Genomic DNA, 21,416 nt, shown 5'->3' with positions numbered 1-21,416 from the left:
GTCTTATGCTTGTGATTCCTCTGTCTTCTTTTCTGTTAAGGGTGCTAGGGATTTGATAATGGCATATGCTTCTTTGAGGGTGGGCACATCCTGAACAATCGCCCGTAGTTTGCCTGCTTTATTCTCCTTGAGTACATACCGCCGAGACGCATCATTCAGGATTTTGAGCAGGGGTTGAAAGAGCAATTCATAGAAGTAGGCGTCGTCTTTCTGGTTAGGGAAAACGAGGAAGAGCCGCTGGTTTTTGTAGACGAGTCTGGAGAGCCGCAACCGCTGTGCAGTGTTGCGCATCCCGGTAGCCATCAGGAGATGCTCCACCTCCTTGGGCAGCGGCCCGAAACGGTCTTCCATTTCTTTCTGCATCTCATCGAGGGTGGTGTTGTCTGATGCCTCGCTGAGGCGGCGATAGAGGTTCAGGCGTTCTACGCTGTTGGACAGGTAGGCATCCGGGATATAGGCATCTTCCTCTACATCAATAACGGTATCAGCAGCCGGCGGAGGTGGTGCGTCTTTGAAGAGGGATTTGAATTCTTCAGAGCGCAGCTCCTGGACTGCTTCGTCGAGGATTCTGTGGTAGGTCTCATATCCTACATCTGCAATGAAGCCGCTTTGCTCTGCACCGAGCAGGTTGCCGGCGCCACGGATGTCGAGGTCGCGCATCGCGATATTGAACCCACTGCCGAGGTCACTGAATTCTTCTACGGCCTGGAGCCGCTGTTTGGCTTCCCGGGTCAGGCTGTGTATTGAGGGGACGAGGAGGTAGCAGAAAGCTTTTTGATCAGACCGCCCCACCCTGCCGCGCAACTGGTGTAAGTCTGCCAGTCCAAAGTGATTTGCCCGGTTGATGATCATCGTGTTGGCATTTGAAATATCAACGCCTGATTCCACGATGTTTGTACTTACCAGTACGTCAAACTTATGCTGGATAAATCCGGTCATGACCCGTTCAAGCTCGGCCGGCTTCATTTGTCCATGTCCAACCTGAATCCGGATGTTGGGGATTAACATCCGGATCATGTCTGAGATTTCCTCGATGTTTTGCACGCGATTGTGCACAAAGAAAACCTGCCCACCGCGGTTGGTCTCGTGCAGTATAGCGTCCCGGATGAGGTCTTTGTCAAAGGTGTGGATCTCGGTAACGATGGGTTGGCGGTTTGGCGGCGGGGTTGTCATAATCGACAAGTCGCGCGCGCCCATCAGGGAGAATTGAAGCGTACGGGGAATAGGCGTAGCTGTAAGGCAGAGGGTGTCCACCTCGGCTCGGAGCGCCCGGAGTTTCTCTTTTGCAGATACGCCAAATCGCTGCTCCTCATCAATGATGAGCAGGCCCAGGTTCTTGAATGCGATGTCTTTTGAAAGCAGGCGATGGGTGCCAACGATGATGTCGACTGTGCCGGCTTTGAGTTGTTTGAGCGTTTCTTTTTGCTCTGCGCTTGTACGAAATCGGGAAAGCTCTGCTACGCGTACCGGAAATTGGCCAAGTCGATTCGCAAACGTTTTGGTATGCTGCGAAGCAAGGATGGTTGTAGGGACAAGAATGGCAACCTGCTTCCCATCTTGTACAGCTTTGAACGCTGCGCGTACAGCAATTTCTGTTTTTCCAAAGCCTACGTCGCCACAAACGAGGCGATCCATGGGAACGCCCTGCTCCATGTCTCGCTTCACTGCCTCAGCAGCGCTCCGCTGATCTGGCGTATCTTCGTATTTGAAAGAAGCTTCGAGTTCGCGTTGCCACAGGGTGTCTTCCTTGAATGCAAACCCGCTGGAGGCTTTGCGTTTGGCGTATAGCTTGATCAGGTCTCGGGCAATATCTTTAACCCGTTTTTTCGTCCGGGATTTGGTGCGTTCCCATTGCCCTGAACCCAGCTTGGTCAGCCGTGGCTGGTGCCCTTCTTTGCCCGTGAATTTGTGCAGTTTGTAGAGCGCATTGACATTGACATACAAAACGTCATTGTCCCGAAATAGCATCCGCACAGCTTCTTGTTGTTTGTTGCGGACTGTGATTTGTTGTAGTCCCGCAAACTTGCCAATGCCATAATCGATATGAACAACAAAGTCGCCTGGCGATAAATTGCGCAATTCTCGCAGGCTGATACCGCCGTGCTTTTTTCGTTGTTTGCGCGTTGTTGGGCGATGAAAGCGATTAAAGATCTGGTGGTCGGTATAGACTGCCAGGCCCGTATCGGGCAGCATAAATCCCTCGTGCAGAGATTCCACTTTCAGTTCTACCTGGCCGCGTTCAATTTCATCTTCAAGGATTTCAAGCATCCGCGCTTCCTGTCCCCTGTTGTCGCAGAGGATGTACGTGCGTACTTGGCGCAAATGGTTTTCCTGGATGTTGTTGCGCAGGTGACGCAGGTTGCCATTAAAGGACGGTTGTGGCCTGGTCTCTGCTGTAATTACCTCGTCTGCAGTATTGCCTGAGAAAGTACCCAGTAGTAATCGCGGGTGTAAGAGGAAGGTGTGGGTGAATGCATCAGGGTGCACAAACCTGGCTTCCGGCGGGAGTGCATGTGTAGCGCGCTTTACATCTTCTTGCTGGGTTGCTTCTGCGAGGGCATTGTACGTTTCTTGCGCTTTCTCGAACAAAGCTGTTGCCTGCTCTTCAAGGCCGGCGCTGTTAAACAGCGCAAGCAGCACGTCTTCCGGGAAGTAGGAAAAGATGGACTTGAAGGCGCTGGCTTCTTTGCGTTGCGCAAGAGTATTGTCGAGATTGGGAATTAGTCGCGCTGTTTTGAGCCGGCTAATAGAGCGCTGCGAGTGTACATCAAACTCGCGAATGGAGTCGATCTCATCGCCAAAAAACTCAATACGAATGGGGTACGTGCCGGCAAAAGGGAAAACATCCAGGATGCCCCCTCGAAGGGCAATCTCGCCCGGAGCAGCAACAAACTCTACCGGATTAAAAAGCTGCTTTACCAGTTGTTCGAAGAGCGCATTGGGCGTATTGGTTTCGCCTATCGAGATGGTTTGTGTTTCTTGTTTAACGTTGCTGGCGTCAGGTACCTTTTCGTAGGCTGCCTCCAGGCTTGTGACAAAGATACCGGTGAAGCCGGCAGACAATTGTTGCAGGACATCCGCCCGGGCAATGACGGCCTGCGCGTCAGCCATTTGCTCAGGGTCGTATGGTTTTAGCCCGGATGGCTGAAGGTGCAGCAACGGTAGTTCCTCCCCTCCTACCTGCTCAAGGTCGCTCACGAGGTAGGCTGCTGCGTCCGCATTGGGGAGCATACATATGAGTGGCTTCTGCTGTTCTCTGTGCACCCAGGCAAGCACAAAGGCCGACAGGGAGCCGGCCAGTCCCTTAACCTGCAGTGCCTCTGGCGCGTTGGGTGCCAGGCCTTCAAGCCAGGCAGAAAGCCTCGGGAAAAGGTCCAGTGTGTAGATCTGCTGTTGAATAGATTTGAGCGACACGGCCAGTAAATACGTTGTGGTGTTAAACGGCTTGCGAATGAATCCGGCTTGTCAGTGTCACATCGTGTGCATTGACAGGCCCTTATTCGTCTGTTGTACGCGCTGCTAACCATACCGAAAGCTAATTTCCAGCCGGCCCGCAGGATGGATCTGCCGTGCAGTACCGCTAAAACAGGTATAACAGCGAAAGGCCGTAACCCTTTTTTTGTAAAGCGTTACGGCGACAGATTTGGGCGTCAAACGACACAGCAATAGATAAGGTTCAGCGAAGGTGATCGGCTTGGTGTTCCACGTGGAACACTGGCGTGGCGAAAGCAGGGTGAGGAGTCCTGGGGCATGTCATGCTCTGCTCTCCATCATGCCATGCTCTCCGCGCTGTCATGCCGCACTTGATCCGGTATCCAGAGAAAGGCTGGGTAAACAGGCCCTCGCTAAAATGTCTGGCGGCTGTCCTCCTTAGCCAGCCAAAGATCTCTTGACGCATAGCAGCCAATTGGGAAATGTTAGTTGCTGACTGGCGAGTGTTCCACGTGGAACACTGAAGATTGCGACCCAGGGGATTACACTTTCAGTGCACAACTACTTTCGGTGCTTAACTGCTGTCATCCCTGTGGATGCCCAATCGAGTTGGGCATGACGGCTGTGGTGTTAGCTGTGGCGTTAGTGCTGTAGAGTTAAAGCGGCGCTAAGGCTGTGGCGCTAAGGCTGTGGTGCAATACTGGCGTTAGTACAAAAAAAGCAGGGCGGCTGGTGTGCTTTGGTCCAGTTCATTGCTTCCCCATCCAATTACAAATTTCCCCTTCCCTATCCATCAATGGCCTGGCGAACGAACCCGTTGGCGCGGGCGAGGCGGTTGCGGGCTTCTTCGGGAGAAACGTCGGCGAGGATTACAACAAGGGCGCGTTTGACGTGGCCCTCAACGGCAGCAAGGACGCGGGCTGCTTCTTCGTAGCTGATGCCGGTGACCATCATCACTGTGCGGCGAGAACGTTCAACCAGTTTGGCGTTTGTCATTTGCAGATCCACCATCATGTTCTCGTACACCTTACCCATCTTTACCATGGCAGTTGTAGTGATCATGTTGAGGATCAGCTTTTGCGCGGTTCCACTTTTCATCCGCGTGGATCCCATGATGACCTCTGGGCCAACCACGGCGCACATGGCAACGTCTACATCGAGATCAAACGTAGCCCGCGGGTTGCAGGTGATGAAGAGGGTTTTGCAGCCGATGCTGCGTGCATACTTGACTGCTCCGACGACATAGGGGGTTCTACGGCTCGCTGCGATCCCGCAGACGACGTCTCCCGCCATTACGCCCGATTCCTTGATGTGGGCCTCTCCGTTCTCTTCGAGGTCCTCAGCGCCCTCCTGAGAGCGAAATACGGCTTGGGGCCCGCCGGCAATCAAACCCTGGACCATTTCAGGGGGGGTGCCATAGGTAGGTGGGCACTCAGAGGCGTCCAGTACACCCAGCCGGCCGCTGGTGCCGGCGCCGGCGTAGAACAGACGTCCCCCTTGCTCAAAGGCATTTACAACAATGTCCACCGCTTGCTCGATATAGGGTAGCTCCTGCCGCACAGCGATAGGGACCTTGTGGTCCTCCGTGTTGATCACCTCGAGAATCTCACGTGTGCTCGCTGTATCGAAATGCATGGAGGCAGGATTGCGTTGTTCGGTTGCGAGTTGCTTGAGCTGGTTGAACAGGGGTGATTCTTGCATGAACTGATCTGGTTTTTGGGGTCGAGTTTCCGGGGTGGTTTTAAAGGCGACGTTCAGGGTGAAGTTAAGGGTGAAGTTCAAAGAGGAAGCGTTCGCCTGAGTACAAAAAGTTTATAACGTTTTTTTGCCGGGCAGCGCTTAACTTCGGAGGCAACAGGTACTGCTCTGATCCACTGCACGTTTCCAGTTTGCGTTTTCAGTGTGTGTGGCAATGCTCAAAGCAGACAAAGAATATGAAGTTCCTGCCGGATCTTGTGCGCCTGAACGCTTGTCACTAAATCCCGATTAGCGTTTCCTGCGCGCAATTGCGCCGGCGTTCTCCAGTACCTCCTTCCTGGATCCTCGTATACAACATGCTCATCAACACGCTCCGACTTACTTCTTTCCGTGCGCATAATGCATCCGAGGTTGCGTTTGGTGAAAAGGTTAACTTGATTTATGGCCCCAATGGCGCCGGCAAAACAAACCTGCTGGAAGCCATTCACTATCTGGCACTTTCCAAGAGTTTTCTTACGTCTTCAGACAGTTACGTCCTCCAGAAAGGCGCCCCGTTTTTTGAAGTGGAAGGACGCTTTGCCGGCACGCACCGGCGTGCGTTTGGGGTACGGCTCGTTTATATGCCAAAAGAAGGCAAGCGCATGTTTGTGAACAAGTCTCCGCTGGAAAGACTTGCAGGCATCGTCGGACAAATTCCTGTTGTAATCTTTTCTCCCGCTGACCAGGCCCTCACGGCAGAAGGCCCCGAAGTGCGCCGGCGATTTATCAACAACATCCTGAGCCAGGCGCGCCCTGTTTACCTCGATGACTTGATGAAATACCGCCGCGTACTCAAGCAGCGGAATGTACTGCTCATGCAGTACCGTCGTACCCGGGCTTTGTCGAGCGAAGTGCTTAGCTCGTGGGATGCAGAGTTGATCCGTTTAGGCAGCCGGGTCATACTCAGTCGGCTCAAGTTTGTGAAGGCGTTTTCTGTTTTTCTGGATGAAGCGTATGCGCGGATTGATACCGCCAGCGAGCGCCCCCATATGGCTTATCGAACGATTGCTGACTTTGATGAGGAAGCTGACGAGGAAGCCATTCAGCTTGCATTTACGAGCCGGCTCCAGAAATCTACAAGAAGGGCCCTCGAACTTGGGCGTACACTCGTAGGCCCACACAGAGATGAACTGGTGTTCACCTTGAACGACCTTGAGGTTCGCCGCTATGCTTCCCAGGGGCAGCACCGGACCTTTGGGATGGCACTCAAACTTGCACAGTTCTTCTACCTCAAATCTCAGGTCGACGAGTCCCCTATTCTGCTACTTGATGACTTGTTCGGAAACCTGGATAGTCACCGCACGCGTGTCTTTCTGGAACTGCTACAATCTGATGTTGTCGGGCAAAGCCTGATCACGGCTGCACAGCGCGCGCCGTTTGATGAAACGCTCTCGTTCTCGCGTGAGCAAAACCTGGCACTCGAAGTTGCAAATGGTGTAGTCTCCCCGGTTGCGCAGTGAATTGATACCAATGAGCCGGCAGTGTGGATAGCTGTGCAGGACGTCGATCTTTTCTGAACAGGAACCCGCCCGCCCTACCGCATCGTATGACTTATCCCACGTAGCTTTATCCCAAGTACCTATCAGCGCGCCGCCTTGCTGTCCGGTGTATCCCTCGGGCAAATCAGGTTTAGCCGCTTACCGACCCTTCCCTGTTGTTGCGCTATCACTGCGCTTTTGTTGTCTATTGCCGGGTATTTGCATTGCGGATATTTGCATTGCTGGATATTTGTAGCGTGATAGTGTGGCAAGTGCGGGCATCTTGTTTCCAGTTGTTCTCGACCACAGGTTTGCCTTTAAGCGCACCCTAACGGGAAACGGCGTGTTTCTCGTATTGGATGTGTGCAGATGACTGTGATCGAGCATAGATAATCTTTTACATGTTTTGCACATATATTGGTGTTTGGGCGTTTTCTGGGAGGAGCGTAACCAAATACCTTGGAAAAACGCTAGTTTATTTCTAACCTACAGCATTACACAACTTATAATTGAATACTAAAATGAAGGCAGTCATTAGCTTGCGGAATCTGACCCTTTTTCTTGTCGTAGCCATTTTGGGCAGTGGATGTGTTGTGGATCGAAGCCTCGTTACAGGCAAGAAGCGCGCATATGGATATAGCTGGCAGCAGGAAGTACAGATAGGGCAGGAAGCAGATCAATCTATTATTGCCCAGTACGGGCTCTACGATGACCCTGAGTTGGAGCAGTACATCACCCGGCTTGGCGAAGAGCTACTGGCGGTAAGCCACCTGCGTCGCCCCGATACGCCGGCTGAGATGAAGAATACACCGTTTACTTTTCGGCTGCTTGATAGCCCGGTTGTAAATGCGTTCGCGTTGCCTGGCGGATACGTGTACATCACCCGCGGCCTGCTTGCGCATTTGGATAATGAGGCACAGCTGGCTGTTGTCCTTGGTCATGAGATCGGCCATATCGTAGGGCGTCATTCGTCGATACGTGCTGCCACGCAGCAGTTCGGGCAACTGGGTGTTATCGGCGCCGCCATTGGTGCCCAGGGTATCTTCGGCGGAAACGCAGCACAAGAAGTGTTGAACACTGGCAGTACGCTAGCCGGCTTGATGTTTCTGAGCTACGGGCGCGATGATGAACGCGAGTCTGACCGGCTTGGTGTTGAGTATGGCGCGCTTGAAGGATACGATTCTGCAGAAGGCGCAGAGTTTTTCCGCTCGCTCAAACGCTTGAGTGACAAAGCCGGCCAAAGCATTCCAAGCTTTATGTCTACCCACCCCGATCCCGGTGAGCGCGAAGGTACAATCAAGCGTATGGCGGCTGAATGGAAGACGCAACGGCAGATGAATAAAATTGAAGCTGAAGCCTATCTCGCCCAGGTAGATGATATCGTAATTGGGGATGACCCGCGGCAGGGCTATGTTGAGAATGGCATGTTTTACCATCCTGAATTACGCTTTCAGTTTCCGGTACCGAATGGCTACACCGTAATCAATCAGCCCACCCAGGTGGCACTGGTTGACCAGGAGCAGAAAGCGATTATGGTATTCACAATTGCTTCTGATGTGCAGACAGCCAAGGACGCCGGCACCAAATTCGCCGCCCAGGAAGGGATAACGGTCATCAGCCAGAAAGCATCCAGCATCAACGGCCTCTCTGCGTATGACGTATCTGCTACCGCTGCAGACCAGCAGGGCGGTGAATTCGAGCTGGCTGCGCGCTACATCGAATACAGCAACAATGTGTATTCATTTCTTGCCTATACCGCAGCAACTTCTTTTGATACTTACAGCCGTGGATTTTACAACACGCTGGATGGATTCAGAACGCTGACAGACCAGAGCAAAATCAATGTGCAGCCTTCGCGGATCGATGTGATTACAACCTCTCGGGCCGGCACGATCAGCTCGTTTCTGCCCAATCCGTTGCCGCGTGGATTCACCGCTACTGATATTGCAATTATCAACCAGGTGGAAGAAAACGAAACGCTACCACGTGGAACGAAAATTAAAATTCCTCGCTAAGCGCCGTAGAGGCCTGTGGTTGTACAAGCAAGTTGCCGTAAACTTAAAAGAGCCAGTCCGCTTTGGACTGGCTCTTTTTTGTTGAAGCTTGTTGCTGCGTCTGGGCGTGCGATGCATGCCATTAACGGTTACCAAACCGCACGCCGAATGGGTACTTCAGGGTTGGCCCACAAAACGCGGTACTTGACGCGTTCGCGCTGGCTTGTCATTTTACCGATCATGCCACCGAGCATGCCAAAGCCCATGCCGCCCAGTACAGCAATGGTGCTTTTCTCCGAAGCGGCAGCATCGCCGCTCAGGCCAAACATCACACTCATGGAGGCGCCGGCCAGCATGCCCATGCCAAATCCGTTGTTTGAACGTACCTCCTGTTCACGGATTTTTATATCGACAATTTCACTTGTTGGAATGGTTACGAAGCGTCCTGATGTAGCGTCTACCCAGGATGTATGGGTTGGTGTAATGTTCAGCTTCCGTGCCGCAGCACGGCGGTCTCCAAAATGGTGAACATACAGTACTTGCGAAGTTGCTATCTGGTTGACCGACTGTATGGTTTGCCGGCCATTATCTATCGGGTACAGGCTAACGCAGCCAGAGCAGGCGAGCAGCAGCACTAAAGGTGTGAGTGTTTTCATGGGCTTTGCAACGGAAAGAGTTTTCTAAACACACTTGGTCCTGAGGCAGTAAGCCATCGTCATCCTCAATGAGGCGTTAACGGTACCCGTTTACCTTTGGCTTCAATGAAGTGGGGAGAATCTTTACCTGCTTGCAGCAGGGGAAGCCGTGGGGAGCGCAAAGTGTTGGTACCAACGCCGCATGTTTCTACAGGGACCAATCGGTTTACAAGCAATGTGAGACAAACCGTGGCCCGGAAAGCTGCTTCCCAAAATCGCGCCAAATATCGCCAGGATCTCCGAGTGAACTACCTCCTCAGGATGTAATTTTCGGCGAGGCTGGTTAAAGCTTGAGGCCCGTCATCACTTTTTTACAACTCTGGTGGTTGTGTTCAATGGCGCGGATTACGGCAGTAATGCTGCGGCAAGCTCTCCCAGTGTTTTTAGCGCTGCTTCGATGCGTGGCGACCAGGGGTAGCCGCCATTTAATCTAATACAATTAGCATAGGCATGGGTAGCAGAGAACAGCGGCCCCGGTGCCACGCCAATTTTCTGTTTGAGTGCGCGTTGGTAGAGTTGCATCGCATCTACGCCTTCAGGGAGTTCAATCCATAACACAAAGCCGCCGCGAGGCCGTGTTGCACGTGTGCCGGTCGGGAAGTGGGTGCGAACAGCTGCTGTCATCCGGGCAAGATTGTGTGCATATGCCCTGCGAAGTCGGCGGACGTGGTGGTCGTATCCGCCTTTTTTCAAAAACTCGTTGATTGCCATTTGTAACGGCGCGGCCGTTGCGATTGTACTCGCCATTTTTGCTTGCATAACAGTTTGCATATGCCTGCCGGGCACCGCCCAACCTACCCGGAAGCCGGGTGCCAGTGTTTTGGAAAAAGAGCTGCAATACATCACACGCTCATCTTTGTCGAATGCCTTGAGCGCCTTGGGCCGTGGTGGCTCGTGGAATATGTCACCATACAGATCATCTTCAATAACAGGAATCTGGTAGGTAGCTGCCAGGTCAGCAAGGGCCTGTTTCTTTTTGTCCGGCATCACACAGCCAATCGGGTTGTGGAAGTTGGGCATAAAAAGACAGGCTGAAACCTGCTGTTTTTGAAAAGCCGTTTCCAATGCTTCCAAGCTAATGCCATCTCGTGGATGCGTCGGGATCTCAAACGCTTTCATGCGGAGGCTCTCGATGAGCTGCAGCACGCCAAAGTATGTTGGCGACTCTACGGCGATTGCGTCTCCTTCTGAAGCCACAGCCCGAAGAGAAAGAGACAAAGCCTCCATGCAACCACAGGTTATGATGATGTCTTCAGCAGAAATGTTGAAGCCCCAGTCGAGGCTGCGTCTTGCTATTTCCTGTCGTAGTGCAAGGTCGCCCTGGGGAAGCAGGTACTGGATCGTCCGTTCGCCTTCGTTTCTTGCAACGGTTGCAAGCAATCGGTTGAGTTGTCTGGTTGGCAGCAGTTCGGGGCTGGGAATGGCAGCACCAAGTGGTACAATGTCGGGGTCGAGAACTGTGGTGCATACTTCGATAATAAGCGATGTAACAGATACGTCTTGGGCCGCTTTGGGTGGCGACGAAATTTCGGGTTCGTGCGGTCGCTCGCCAATCTGGGGGCGTACGTAAAACCCGGATTGTGGTCGCGCCTCGATTAGTAGCCGGTCTTCGAGATTTCTGTATGCCTGCATTACCGTTGAGATGCTTACGCCATGCTTCTGACTGAAGCTACGCACAGACGGCAGCCTGTCCCCTGGCCTGAGGCTGCCGAGGTCGATACGTTGAGTGATGTCGGCTACAATCTGCTCATACAAAAACGAAGGTTTCGCAAGTGTGTTTTTCATAGCGTTGTATCAGTACAGTTTGGGAAAAGCAGATTGTTACCATAACAATTTAAGAAACTGTATCTGTTTTGTTTTAAAGAATTGCGATAAAATGCAGGGCATTGAGAAAGGAGATACGCCGGCCTGGATAAAACCCGAGGAGTTCGATGGATTGGTTTGAAAGAAAATTCTCGTTTGACCTGCCTTTGTGGATGAAGGACAATGTTGTGGAGCGGCTGCGTGGTACGCCGGCGCGGGTAGAAGAACGCATGCAAGGGTTAAGTGCCCATCAACTCGTACAGCAACGCAATGGGAAATGGTCGATCCAGGAAGAGGTGGGCCACTTGCTAGACCTTGAGCCCCTCTGGCTCGGCCGTGTGGACGACATCCTGGGCGGCGCGGAAGAAATGCGCGTTGCTGATCTTGAAAATCAAAAAACACACCGCGCAAACCATAACACCCGCCCACTAATTTTTCTGCTATCAGCTCTTCGAACGCAGCGGCTGGCACTCATCGAGCGCGTTGAAACGCTACCTCAAGAGGCATTTGGGTTGACAAGCCGACATCCTCGCTTGAAACAACCAATGCGGATGATTGACCTCCTGTTTTTCACCGCTGAACATGATGACCACCACCTGGCCGTCATTTCACGGCTGATCGGTCAGGCCGCCATGCAGGACACCTAGTCACCTACCCTTAAGCCATCACCAGAAACCATGCGCATACTATCTGTAAATGTTGGCAAATCAGCACCCCTCACTTGGGACGGGCAAACGGTACATTCATCCATTGTAAAAACTGCTGTTGCAGGACCTGTTCAAGTAAACAAGCTTGGTCTCGCTGGAGACACGCAAACGAATCTCAAAGTCCACGGTGGTGCGTTGAAGGCTGTGTATGCTTACGGAAAGGAGCATTATGCATTTTGGGCATCAGAGCTCGGCCTCACAACAATGCCCCATGGCATGTTTGGAGAAAACCTCACGGTTGCCGGCCTGGATGAATCTGTAGTTCAGGTTGGAGATACCTTTCGCATTGGCACAGCTGTGGTTTTGGCGGTGCAGCCACGTCAGCCCTGTGACAAACTGGCTATGCGCTTTCAGCGGCAAGATATGATCGAGCGGTTTCTGAACAGCCTCCGTTGCGGTGTGTATTTCGCTGTGCTCGAAGAGGGTGTTGTAACAGCCGGCGACAAGCTGGAGCCTCTGGATCGAATGGCGCATGGCATTTCGGTAGCCGACATCGTCAGGATGAAGTTGATCGAAAGAGATGATGTAGCCGGCATGCGCCGCGCAGTAGACATTGAAGCGCTGCCGGAAAAAATAAAGACGCTTTTCAAAACGCGATTGGAAAAAATGGTTGGCTGAGCGCTGCTTCAAACAACAGCCAGAATTACACAGCAAGAAGAACATTGTGGAGAAAACTATGCCTTTGCCTTTGATGCAGGTTGATGCATTTACGAACCACCCCCTTGGCGGTAACCCTTGTGCTGTGGTATTTGATGCGGATCATCTGACGCCGGCTACCATGCAAGCGATCGCCCAGGAAATGAACCTCTCCGAAACGGCATTTGTGATGAAGTCATCGCGGGCAGATTTTCGTGTCCGATACTTCACACCAGCCGAAGAAATCCCGATGGCTGGTCACCCGACTATCGCTACAACCTTTGCCCTGGTCACTGCTGGCCGGCTGCGCCTCACGGAAGCTGTAACCACAATCACCCTCGAAATGCCGGCCGGGCTCATCCCTGTTGCAATTCATCAGACAGATGGTGAAATCGAGCAGATTGTGATGACGCAAAACAAGCCTGCTTTCTTGCAAATACACCGGGCAGAAGAGGTGATGCCAGCTTTTGGCCTCTCGCCTGACGATGTCCTCCCCGGCGCATCAATACAAACAGTTAGCACAGGAACCCCGCAGCTTATGATTCCGCTGATCAATCATGACGCTTTGCGGCGCGCAGTGCTGGACATACCAGTTTATGGTCGCTTGCGTGAGAAATCTGATTTTTTCAGCCCACATCTTTTTTGCCTCCAGGGGGCTACAGAAGCAGGACAAACGTTTGCCCGGCATTTCGGTACGCCGCCGGATACCATGGAAGATCCGTTTACTGGTTCTGCAACAGGAGGGATGGCCTCCTATCTCTGGCATCACGGCTTGCTCGATGCCACTTCGTTTGTCGCTGAGCAAGGCCACTGGATGAACAGGCCCGGCACAGCAACCGTCACCTGCGTAGGGACGCCGGCGCAATTGGAAGGTGTAAATGTAGGCGGGCAGGCAGCCCTTGTCTTTTCCGGACAGTTAATGCTTTGAGGTTGGACCATGCAATGGGAATACAACAGCTATGTTTTATACGATGAAAAAGATCGGGTAGACATCACGGCACTCCATGCTTTGCTGCGGCAAACATATTGGGCCGGCAGCCGGTCGCGTGAGAAGGTCGAAAAACTCGTGGCCAACTCTACCTGCTTTTCACTCTACAATGGGAAAGAGCTGATAGCCTTTGTTCGGGTTGTCAGTGATTTTGCTTCAACCAGTTGGGTGGCCGATATGGTGGTTAAGTCTGCCTATCGCGGAGAAGGGCTCGGGCAATGGATGATGGAGCAGGTGCTTGCACATCCTGAACTGTCGCACACCCAATTTGCACTCCAAACCAAAGACGCCCATTCGTTCTATGAAAAGCTAGGCTTTGCGCAGCGGCCAACACTTATGAGCACAGCCGTTACTTACCTTTAGATGACAATGAACTATCACAAAACGTTGGCGGAAGCATTAGCCCGTGTACCCGATGCAGCAGGTAACCGGTTTGCGCCGGTCCTGTCTCACGGCTCCATGGAAGTTGAGATCTATGCTCCGCTTGGCACCGATCCACAGCAGCCCCATACCCGGGATGAGTTGTATTTTGTGGTCACGGGAAGCGGTATGTTTGTTAATGGCGACAAGCGCCATGCTTTTGGCCCCGGTGATGTGCTATTTGTCCCCGCGGGTGTGATACATCGTTTTGAAGCGTTTACAGACGACCTTGTTGTATGGGTTGTGTTTTATGGTCCGGAAGGTGGTGAGTTGTCGAACACTGTTAGATAATTTTGGCGCAATGATTCCTGCGTTTCCGGGTCTTAAACGCAGCCTAGTGATGCTGAAGGATTTGCTGAAATGCGCCGAACACTGTTAGATACTTTATGGAATTTGTATGTCCGCGACAAAGATTAGAGCAGGCTTGTCTGAAGAATGGCCGGCTATAGCACAACTGCATAGCCAAAGCTGGGAGATTGCCTACCGGGATATTCTTTCTAATGCGTTTCTGGATAATCACGTGCTGGCCAACCGGATGCAGTATTGGGAAACGCGGTTTAAGGCAGGTATCCCTGATCATACATTTATCCGGGTTGCAGAACAAGGGGATCGCTTGGTTGGCCTCGTGTGTGCCGTTGCCGGCGCTGATCCGGTGTGGGGAACGTTGATTGATAACCTGCATGTGTTGCCTGGATCACAACAACGGGGTCTCGGTCGACAGCTGATACAGCAAGCTGCGCAGTGGGTTTTGGGCCGGCCCGATGTAAGCGTGCCTACAGAAGCCCCGATGTATCTTTGGGTATACCGAGAAAATGTGAGGGCACGTACGTTTTATGAGAAGGTACACGGCGAAGCGGTCGAAGAAAAAACAGAACCCCAGCCAGATGGGAGCATGGCCCCTATCGTGCGTTATGCCTGGTTCACCGAAACGGCAAAAATTCTTGCCGGCCAATAGCGTCCACCCCTGCACTGCAAAAAATGGCCGGATGTCGTGATATGGTGGTTATATCCCGCTTTATATATTAGATGGGCATACGAAGCATAACCGGACATTGCCATGGAAACCCTCACCGTTGCCGCACCCTGGACGCGCACTCAAAAAGTCCTTTTTCGCTTTTCGTTTTGCTACGTGCTCCTCTATGTTTTTTTAGATGGCATGCTCAGCGTCATTTTTCATGCGCTTCCATTCTCAGCACCTTGGGACAGTTTTATCTATTGGATAGGCGATGCCGTATTAAACATTGGGTATGAGATGCCGGAAAAACCTAATGGGAGTGGCGATACAACCTACAACTATGTACAGTTGTTGGCCATTCTGTTTGTTGCGGTAATGGCTACAACCGTTTGGAGTGCTGTAGATCGGGAACGCACCAACTATGCACGGCTCGCTGAAGGGCTACGCATCTTTGTTGCCGTGTATGTTGGGTTAATCATGTTGATGTATGGCCTGGCAAAGGTATTCAAAACACAATTCCCCTATCCGGGCGAAGCGCGTCTTGCGCAGACTTACGGCGACTCTTCTCCGATGGGCTTGCTTTGGACCTTTATGGGCTACTCTTACCCGTACAACTTCTTTGCCGGCATGGGTGAAGTTGTGGGGGGCATATTGTTGATGTTTCGCCGGACAACTTTGCTCGGCGCACTTGTTGTAATTGGTGTGATGTCAAACGTTGTGGTACTCAATTTTAGTTATGACGTACCCGTCAAAATTTACTCAAGTCATCTGCTACTATTTGCTTTCCTAGTTGCAGCGCCAAATGTATCCCGGCTCTACAAGTTCTTTATTACTAATGAGCCGGTAGAAGTGGAGAAAATTCAGCCCTTCAGTATTGACACCAATTTGAGTATGGGATTAACCATGTTGCGAGGTGTGGCTTTGCTTACAGTTTTTGCGGTTACTGTAGGCGGGGTAATTAATGTGTCAAAAAGAACAGCAGCTGCAAAGTTTGAGACTGATGCAGTACTGGAAGGTCTGTACGAGACTATTGAGTTTAACGCTTCAAGCGATGCCTATCCACTTCGCTGGACGCGGCTAAAAGTCATGAAACATGGAAGTGCCGTTGTATCAACTGCAGATGGATCTGATGAGGAGGTTTCTTTTAATCCTGACACAACAAACAAGACCATCGCGGTCTATGCTTTTGCAGATTCACTCATGTCTTCAACGCTAATGTATGAGGAGCTCAACGACAGTACGTTGTTTATAAGCGGCCTGTACAAGCAGGATTCCATCGAGGTGAAGCTGCGTGCCCAGGCGCAAAAAAATAGCCTGCTGATGGAGCGGGGCTTTCATTGGATAAATGAGCAGCCTTTTCATCGGTAGGCAGAGAAATATGGTGTTGCCCACATAATCTTTCAGCAGGAGCGTAACTTTTCCGAAAGAAAACCAGTAATGGAATTATGTTAAAAAATTAGCATAACTACCACTACGATGAAAACACCACTACTCGTTGTACTGCTTTTCCTTTTTGCCGGCATCACCGTAGCCAACGCACAGACCCGCGTTCACTACAAAGACCTGAGCGGTACCTGGAAGCTCGAAATCACGCTTGATGAAAAAGATCTTGAGGAGAACTCCGCCTGGGATCGCATTGTGAGCAAAACAGTGGATGGTGTGCTTGACGAGATAAACATTTATTTCGAGTTCAAACGTGAAAATGAACTCCGCGTAGTGGTTGATGCATTTGGCGAGAAAGAAGTCGAGTACTCAGAATGGCACATTGATGATGGTGCATTGTACTTTGGCGATGGCGAAAACTTCGATATGGATGACAACATCTGGATGTTTGATGGCCGTAATCTTGCTGCATACACTGAAGATCGGCGGGGCAAGCTGGTGAAAGACAACCAAAATGTCTACTTGCATCGCGTTAATTGAGCATCAGGATAGCATGGCTTCCAGGTTGCATGGTTAAATAAGTGCCTTGTGGCAAAAGTGGCAGGTTGTTAAGTATATAATTATATACGAAGCACATAAGCTACCACCACAACAAAGCCATGCATACACTTCTTACCCTTGTTTTAGCCACCAGCCTTGCATTAGCTACGCCGGCCCAAACACCGGAGGACAACTTCGAACCCCTTATTCAAGAAGTTGAGCAAACCCTGCAGCACTACAAACGCTGGATGAATGTCCCCCAGGTTACAACTGTGCTTAAAGGCACCAACCACGCTGCACGCGCAACAGCGCTAATCGACGGGCACCTGGATGTATATGCAGAAGATATGCCACAAGAAGGCCCGCGGGTAGGGTTGCGTGCCATTCGTGCTGTGCTGTTAAAGCAAATGCGGATTCACGTCGACATGTTATCCACCTATGTGCCGGCTGAGCTTGTGACCGAGTTCGATGGGGACAGAAGGGCAGCCATTGAAATTGCCCTCGCTGAGCAGTTAAATTTACTCGAACAGTCGCTTCAAGAATTCAAGCGACATCAAACCAAAAAATCAAGCGAGTAAATTGCCGGCATGCATTGTTGCCGGCCGGGCGAATACATGCAAACTTATGCTAATGCACTGCTGGTTGCCATTCCAGCCTTTATGGTACTCATCATAATTGAGGCCGTATACGGCGTCGTAAAAGGCAAGCAGACCCTGCACAGCTTTGACACCATTTCGAGTTTGAGCTCCGGGATTACCAACGTGATCAAAGATTCGCTCGGCGTGGTGATCATCATTGTATCCTATCCCTTTCTCCACCAACACCTCGCCTTACTCTCCCTTGATTCGTCTGTGTTGGTGTACCTGGTTGGATTTGTTGCGATGGATTTTGCCGGCTACTGGTCTCACCGCCTGAATCACAGTGTCAATATTTTTTGGAATAACCACGTCATCCACCACAGCAGTGAGGAGTTTAATCTTGCCTGTGCACTACGACAGTCAATTTCCAATATTATTGGGATCTATGCACTCTTTCTGGTGCCGGCTGCGGTGCTGGGGGTGCCGGCAAATGTGATTAATCTGCTTGCACCCATCCACCTGTTTCTACAATTCTGGTATCACACCCGGCACGTACCCAAACTTGGCGTGCTGGAATACGTCATTATTACGCCATCCCAGCACCGTGTACATCATGCAATAAATCCGGAGTATTTGGATAAGAACCTTGGCCAGATCTTCCCCTGGTGGGATCGCATGTTTGGTACGTTCCAGGAAGAGCTCGATGATGTACCTCCTGTTTACGGCATCACGCGGCCGGCGCAAACATGGAATCCTATTCGCATCAATTTCCAGCATGTCTGGTTGCTCATCAAAGATGCCTGGCGTACGCGCAACTGGCTGGACAAAGTGCGAATCTGGTTTATGCCAACAGGGTGGCGCCCACCCGACGTAGCAGATCTGTACCCGGTACACTACATCGGAGATGTAAACAACTTCGAAAAGTACAATGCGCCGGCATCACGGGCGCTTGTAATTTGGTCGTGGTTTCAGTTTGTAATGACTGCGCTGCTGTTGCTGTACATGCTGTACGGGTTTACCGCAATTGGATTCCCCGACTTGTTTGTATACGGCGGGTTTGTTTTTGCCGGGATTTATGGATTTACATCGCTGATGGACCAACTGCGCAGTGGGCCGTGGATTGAAATACTCCGCGGCGTGGCAGGTATAGCCTTTATTGCAGCTACATCTACCTGGTTTGAAATTGGCGCACTGCTCCCTTTCGGCGACCAACTTGTTGCGGCTTATTTTGGATTGACCGCGCTGGGTGGTCTGTATTTCACCAGCGCACACCGGCGAATGCCATCGGTGGTCCCCATTGAGGGGTAAGGTCTACTCGATGCCAAGCACGTCTTTGGACATGTGCATGGTAACCAGTACGTGCGGCACGTCAACCACTTCAGCAATTTTGAGGTCACCAGCGAGTGAGCAGAGCATGTAAGCTTCCTGCCGGCTCAGCCCGTGGACCGATTCCAGGTAATCAATCATATAGCGGGTTGCTTTTTTTGCGGCTTCATCGATGGTTGTGGCAAAGCCAGTTACGGCGTAATACGAATCCGTTTCGTACTGCGGCTCCTGGATGGTGTGACCGCCTTTGATCAGATTCAACTCATACACAAAGCGCATGGGCGCTTCAATTGCTGTACCGCTTACTTCTCCGAGGCCCTGGACCGCATGGGCGTCGCCAATCGAAAAAAGCGCGCCTTCCACCAGCACCGGGAAATAGACAGTTGTGCCTTCTACAATGTTGGGGTCATCCATGTTACCCCCGTTTTCTCTTGGGGGGATGGTGGACAATAGAGAATCTGTTGCTGGTGCAACACCCATTACGCCGGGAAACGGACTTAGGGGAATGGTAATGCCGTTTCCAAAGTCGATCGATTCAGCATCTTTGCCGAGGGCAAAGGTTTTGAGTGCGGCATCCGGGAATTCATCAGCAAGAAAACCAAAACCGGGTGCAATGGCGGTCCATCCCCATTCTCCCATTTCAACTTTATGCAAGGTTACGGCAAGCACATCACCTGGTTGGGCTTCTTCAACGTAAACTGGGCCCGTGAGGGGATGAATCGGTTCGAAGTCAAGGGTGGCCACAGCATCTACAGTGGAGCCCAGTTCAAATTGCTGGTCTGAAGCTTCTTCTGTAAAGGCTTCGATGATGGTGCCAGACGGTACCGTCAAGACCGGGGGAATGGTAGCGCTGAACTTGTTGTGGGTTTGGTCAGCGGTAAGCGTGAAGTCTGGTGTAGGAATGAGGCGTTCTTCGGCGCCGGCGTTACTTTCGGTAGAGCAAGAGCGCAGCACAAAGGCAAAAACAACGAGGCTAAAGAGACTTACGCTGAGGAAGGTGTTGACGTTATACATTATAAAGTGGGGAGAATGGATAGATATGTCAAAATACCCTCCCCGGATGCTCAACTGCAACTTTAACCAGCCGGCTCAAGGCCGTAGTTGAAGGGCAACCAGTTACAAATGCCGCTTTCCCAGTTCCAGTAGCCGTACCGGGCTATGTCGAATGCATTGTTTAGAAACCCTATTTCATTAAAGATTGCGTTGCCATCTGTCGTGCGAATCACAGCACGAACAGGTTCTCTGGAGGCGCTGTAGCTGATCAAGTCAGCGTCATAAAAATCCCGATGCATCGTTTCTTCGTTGTAAATAACATGCAAGAATCCAGAGAAATATAATTCTCGTTCATGGGGAAGGGTATGGGGTTTTATATAGTCGGCAGGTTTCACATCCGCCTCTATTCCTTCAAAAAAGTCAATGAGCTTTTTGTGAGGACGTTTCCAGTAAAGCGAATCCGTCAGGTATACATCAAAGCCTTCTTTAACCAATGTACCCTGGGCTGCACTGCGTAGAAAATGTTGAAATGAACCATTGTAGGTTTCGGTTCTTCGCTTTTTCCAACGTTCGGCTTCTTTATCATCTCTAGGAGGCAGTTCTACAAAGAAGGGCTCTCCCTTAAATCTGAATAAATTTTGTCCTGTACTAAATAAATCAAGGAGATAAGAAATTCTATAACCAAGGTATTTATTGGTTATAACGATGGGTTGGTTGGATGATGCTTCGAAGAACCCCGAGAGCCTGGTAAATTCGATCACGTGAGGATTTTCGATCTCGCAGCCTTGTCTCGTTGGTGTAGTACCAAGAAACATGCGCTTGAACCTCGTAAGGTCACGTCTCCTCTTTCTGGACGGTTTTGAGGGCCTGTTGTCCGTTACAGTGATTGCTCCGACTTCATAGATTTGTTTTGTCAGCTTAAATGGGGTGTCTTTAAGGGTATCTGTGGAAATGCGTATAGTTTTTCGGGCTGGTTGAAATCCAATGATACGCGCGATGATCTGATACGAACCTGCCTGGACATCCTGAATGCTAAAATAACCGTTAGCATCCGTAATATCCCCAATGGTTGTATTGGCCAGAAAAACGTGGGCACCAGGAATTGGTACGTCTGTTTCGGCATCACGAACAACACCGCTTATCGAGCCTGTATTTTGCGCATATACGCTTCCTGATAATACCAACAACATGCAGATCGAAACCGCGCATCGCAAAATACTGCATCGTCGGGAGTTTTCTGTGCTGTGACTAAACATGGTCTCAAGAATTGGCTGGCCTGCGTCAGCAACAGAGAAAGAAGTAGTGTAGGAATACTACCAATTGTTTAGAAGAAGGCAGGATATAGAAAATACTGCCCTAAAGCGCACAACTACAACTTTAACCAGCCGGCTCAAGGCCATAGTTGAACGGCAACCAGACCTCCTTTGTTTACATTCCAATCAACTAATAATCTCGTAATAAAAATTGCTGTAAATAATGATGTACCAATACCGATCAATAAGGTAGTAGCAAATCCTTTAATAGGCCCAGAACCAAAGATGAATAAGATTAATGCTGTTAAACCTGTAGTAATATTGGCATCTAAGATTGAAGATAAGGCATTAGAAAAACCATCTTTAATAGATTCTTTTTGCCCTTTACCTTTAGCTAGCTCTTCGCGTATACGTTCAAAGATAAGTACATTAGCATCTACCGAAATACCAATGGTTAATACAATACCTGCAATTCCAGGAAGGGTCAATACCGCTCCT

19 protein-coding genes are annotated in these 21,416 nt (G+C 50.9%); 12 read left to right on the top strand and 7 right to left on the bottom strand.

Going from position 1 to position 21,416, the window contains the following annotated elements; translation table 11 throughout:
• Positions 1–3: 3 nt before the first annotated feature.
• Both mfd and murQ read right to left on the bottom strand, forming a co-directional pair.
• Positions 4–3,414, bottom strand: coding sequence for a transcription-repair coupling factor (mfd, locus tag AAF564_00095; protein ID MEM8483911.1), 3,411 nt, complete (start codon positions 3,412–3,414; stop codon positions 4–6).
• A gap of 804 nt (positions 3,415–4,218) precedes the next feature.
• On the bottom strand, positions 4,219–5,133 hold the full coding sequence (murQ, locus tag AAF564_00090) for an N-acetylmuramic acid 6-phosphate etherase (protein MEM8483910.1): 915 nt from the start codon (positions 5,131–5,133) through the stop codon (positions 4,219–4,221).
• Between the two features lie 353 nt (positions 5,134–5,486).
• Here murQ and recF point away from each other — a divergent pair, with 353 nt between their 5' ends.
• Positions 5,487–6,629 (top strand): DNA replication/repair protein RecF, encoded by a 1,143-nt coding sequence (gene recF, locus AAF564_00085; protein MEM8483909.1) that lies wholly within the window; start codon positions 5,487–5,489, stop codon positions 6,627–6,629.
• 539 nt (positions 6,630–7,168) lie between these two features.
• Positions 7,169–8,662: a M48 family metalloprotease gene (locus AAF564_00080; GenBank protein MEM8483908.1), complete on the top strand. Its 1,494-nt coding sequence runs from the start codon at positions 7,169–7,171 to the stop codon at positions 8,660–8,662.
• Positions 8,663–8,790: 128 nt separating this feature from the next.
• Here AAF564_00080 and AAF564_00075 read toward each other — a convergent pair whose 3' ends face one another.
• Positions 8,791–9,297 (bottom strand): hypothetical protein, encoded by a 507-nt coding sequence (locus AAF564_00075; GenBank protein MEM8483907.1) that lies wholly within the window; start codon positions 9,295–9,297, stop codon positions 8,791–8,793.
• A gap of 384 nt (positions 9,298–9,681) precedes the next feature.
• Positions 9,682–11,121, bottom strand: coding sequence for a PLP-dependent aminotransferase family protein (locus tag AAF564_00070; protein MEM8483906.1), 1,440 nt, complete (start codon positions 11,119–11,121; stop codon positions 9,682–9,684).
• 146 nt (positions 11,122–11,267) lie between these two features.
• Here AAF564_00070 and AAF564_00065 point away from each other — a divergent pair, with 146 nt between their 5' ends.
• The 10 genes from AAF564_00065 (at position 11,268) to AAF564_00020 (ending at position 18,654) form a co-directional block, all read left to right on the top strand.
• Positions 11,268–11,786, top strand: coding sequence for a DinB family protein (locus tag AAF564_00065; protein MEM8483905.1), 519 nt, complete (start codon positions 11,268–11,270; stop codon positions 11,784–11,786).
• Positions 11,787–11,816: 30 nt separating this feature from the next.
• Positions 11,817–12,464, top strand: coding sequence for an MOSC domain-containing protein (locus tag AAF564_00060; protein ID MEM8483904.1), 648 nt, complete (start codon positions 11,817–11,819; stop codon positions 12,462–12,464).
• Positions 12,465–12,522: 58 nt separating this feature from the next.
• Positions 12,523–13,410, top strand: a complete 888-nt coding sequence (locus AAF564_00055) for a PhzF family phenazine biosynthesis protein (protein ID MEM8483903.1) — start codon at positions 12,523–12,525, stop codon at positions 13,408–13,410.
• Positions 13,411–13,419: 9 nt separating this feature from the next.
• Positions 13,420–13,833 (top strand): GNAT family N-acetyltransferase, encoded by a 414-nt coding sequence (locus AAF564_00050; protein ID MEM8483902.1) that lies wholly within the window; start codon positions 13,420–13,422, stop codon positions 13,831–13,833.
• Between the two features lie 6 nt (positions 13,834–13,839).
• On the top strand, positions 13,840–14,181 hold the full coding sequence (locus tag AAF564_00045) for a cupin domain-containing protein (GenBank protein ID MEM8483901.1): 342 nt from the start codon (positions 13,840–13,842) through the stop codon (positions 14,179–14,181).
• Between the two features lie 106 nt (positions 14,182–14,287).
• Positions 14,288–14,845, top strand: coding sequence for a GNAT family N-acetyltransferase (locus AAF564_00040; protein MEM8483900.1), 558 nt, complete (start codon positions 14,288–14,290; stop codon positions 14,843–14,845).
• Positions 14,846–14,947: 102 nt separating this feature from the next.
• A complete protein-coding gene (locus tag AAF564_00035) occupies positions 14,948–16,213 on the top strand; it encodes a hypothetical protein (GenBank protein MEM8483899.1) in 1,266 nt (421 codons plus the stop codon).
• 108 nt (positions 16,214–16,321) lie between these two features.
• Complete coding sequence (locus AAF564_00030; GenBank protein ID MEM8483898.1) at positions 16,322–16,768, top strand: hypothetical protein; 447 nt, start codon at positions 16,322–16,324, stop codon at positions 16,766–16,768.
• A 119-nt stretch (positions 16,769–16,887) separates the two neighbouring features.
• Positions 16,888–17,346 carry a hypothetical protein gene (locus AAF564_00025; GenBank protein ID MEM8483897.1) on the top strand — a complete coding sequence of 153 codons (459 nt, stop codon included), beginning with the start codon at positions 16,888–16,890 and terminating at the stop codon, positions 17,344–17,346.
• A gap of 36 nt (positions 17,347–17,382) precedes the next feature.
• On the top strand, positions 17,383–18,654 hold the full coding sequence (locus AAF564_00020) for a sterol desaturase family protein (GenBank protein ID MEM8483896.1): 1,272 nt from the start codon (positions 17,383–17,385) through the stop codon (positions 18,652–18,654).
• A gap of 3 nt (positions 18,655–18,657) precedes the next feature.
• Here the strand turns inward: AAF564_00020 and AAF564_00015 are convergent, their stop codons facing one another.
• From AAF564_00015 to AAF564_00005, 3 genes are all read right to left on the bottom strand, one after another.
• Positions 18,658–19,686, bottom strand: a complete 1,029-nt coding sequence (locus AAF564_00015; protein MEM8483895.1) for an acetamidase/formamidase family protein — start codon at positions 19,684–19,686, stop codon at positions 18,658–18,660.
• 62 nt (positions 19,687–19,748) lie between these two features.
• A complete protein-coding gene (locus AAF564_00010; GenBank protein MEM8483894.1) occupies positions 19,749–20,855 on the bottom strand; it encodes a carboxypeptidase-like regulatory domain-containing protein in 1,107 nt (368 codons plus the stop codon).
• A gap of 200 nt (positions 20,856–21,055) precedes the next feature.
• Positions 21,056–21,416: MMPL family transporter (locus tag AAF564_00005; protein MEM8483893.1), on the bottom strand; the 361-nt coding region annotated here is incomplete at its 5' end.

Source organism: Bacteroidota bacterium, from assembly GCA_039111535.1.
Taxonomy (GTDB): Bacteria; Bacteroidota; Rhodothermia; order Rhodothermales; family JAHQVL01; genus JBCCIM01.
This window is presented reverse-complemented; position numbering and strand designations above follow the sequence as displayed.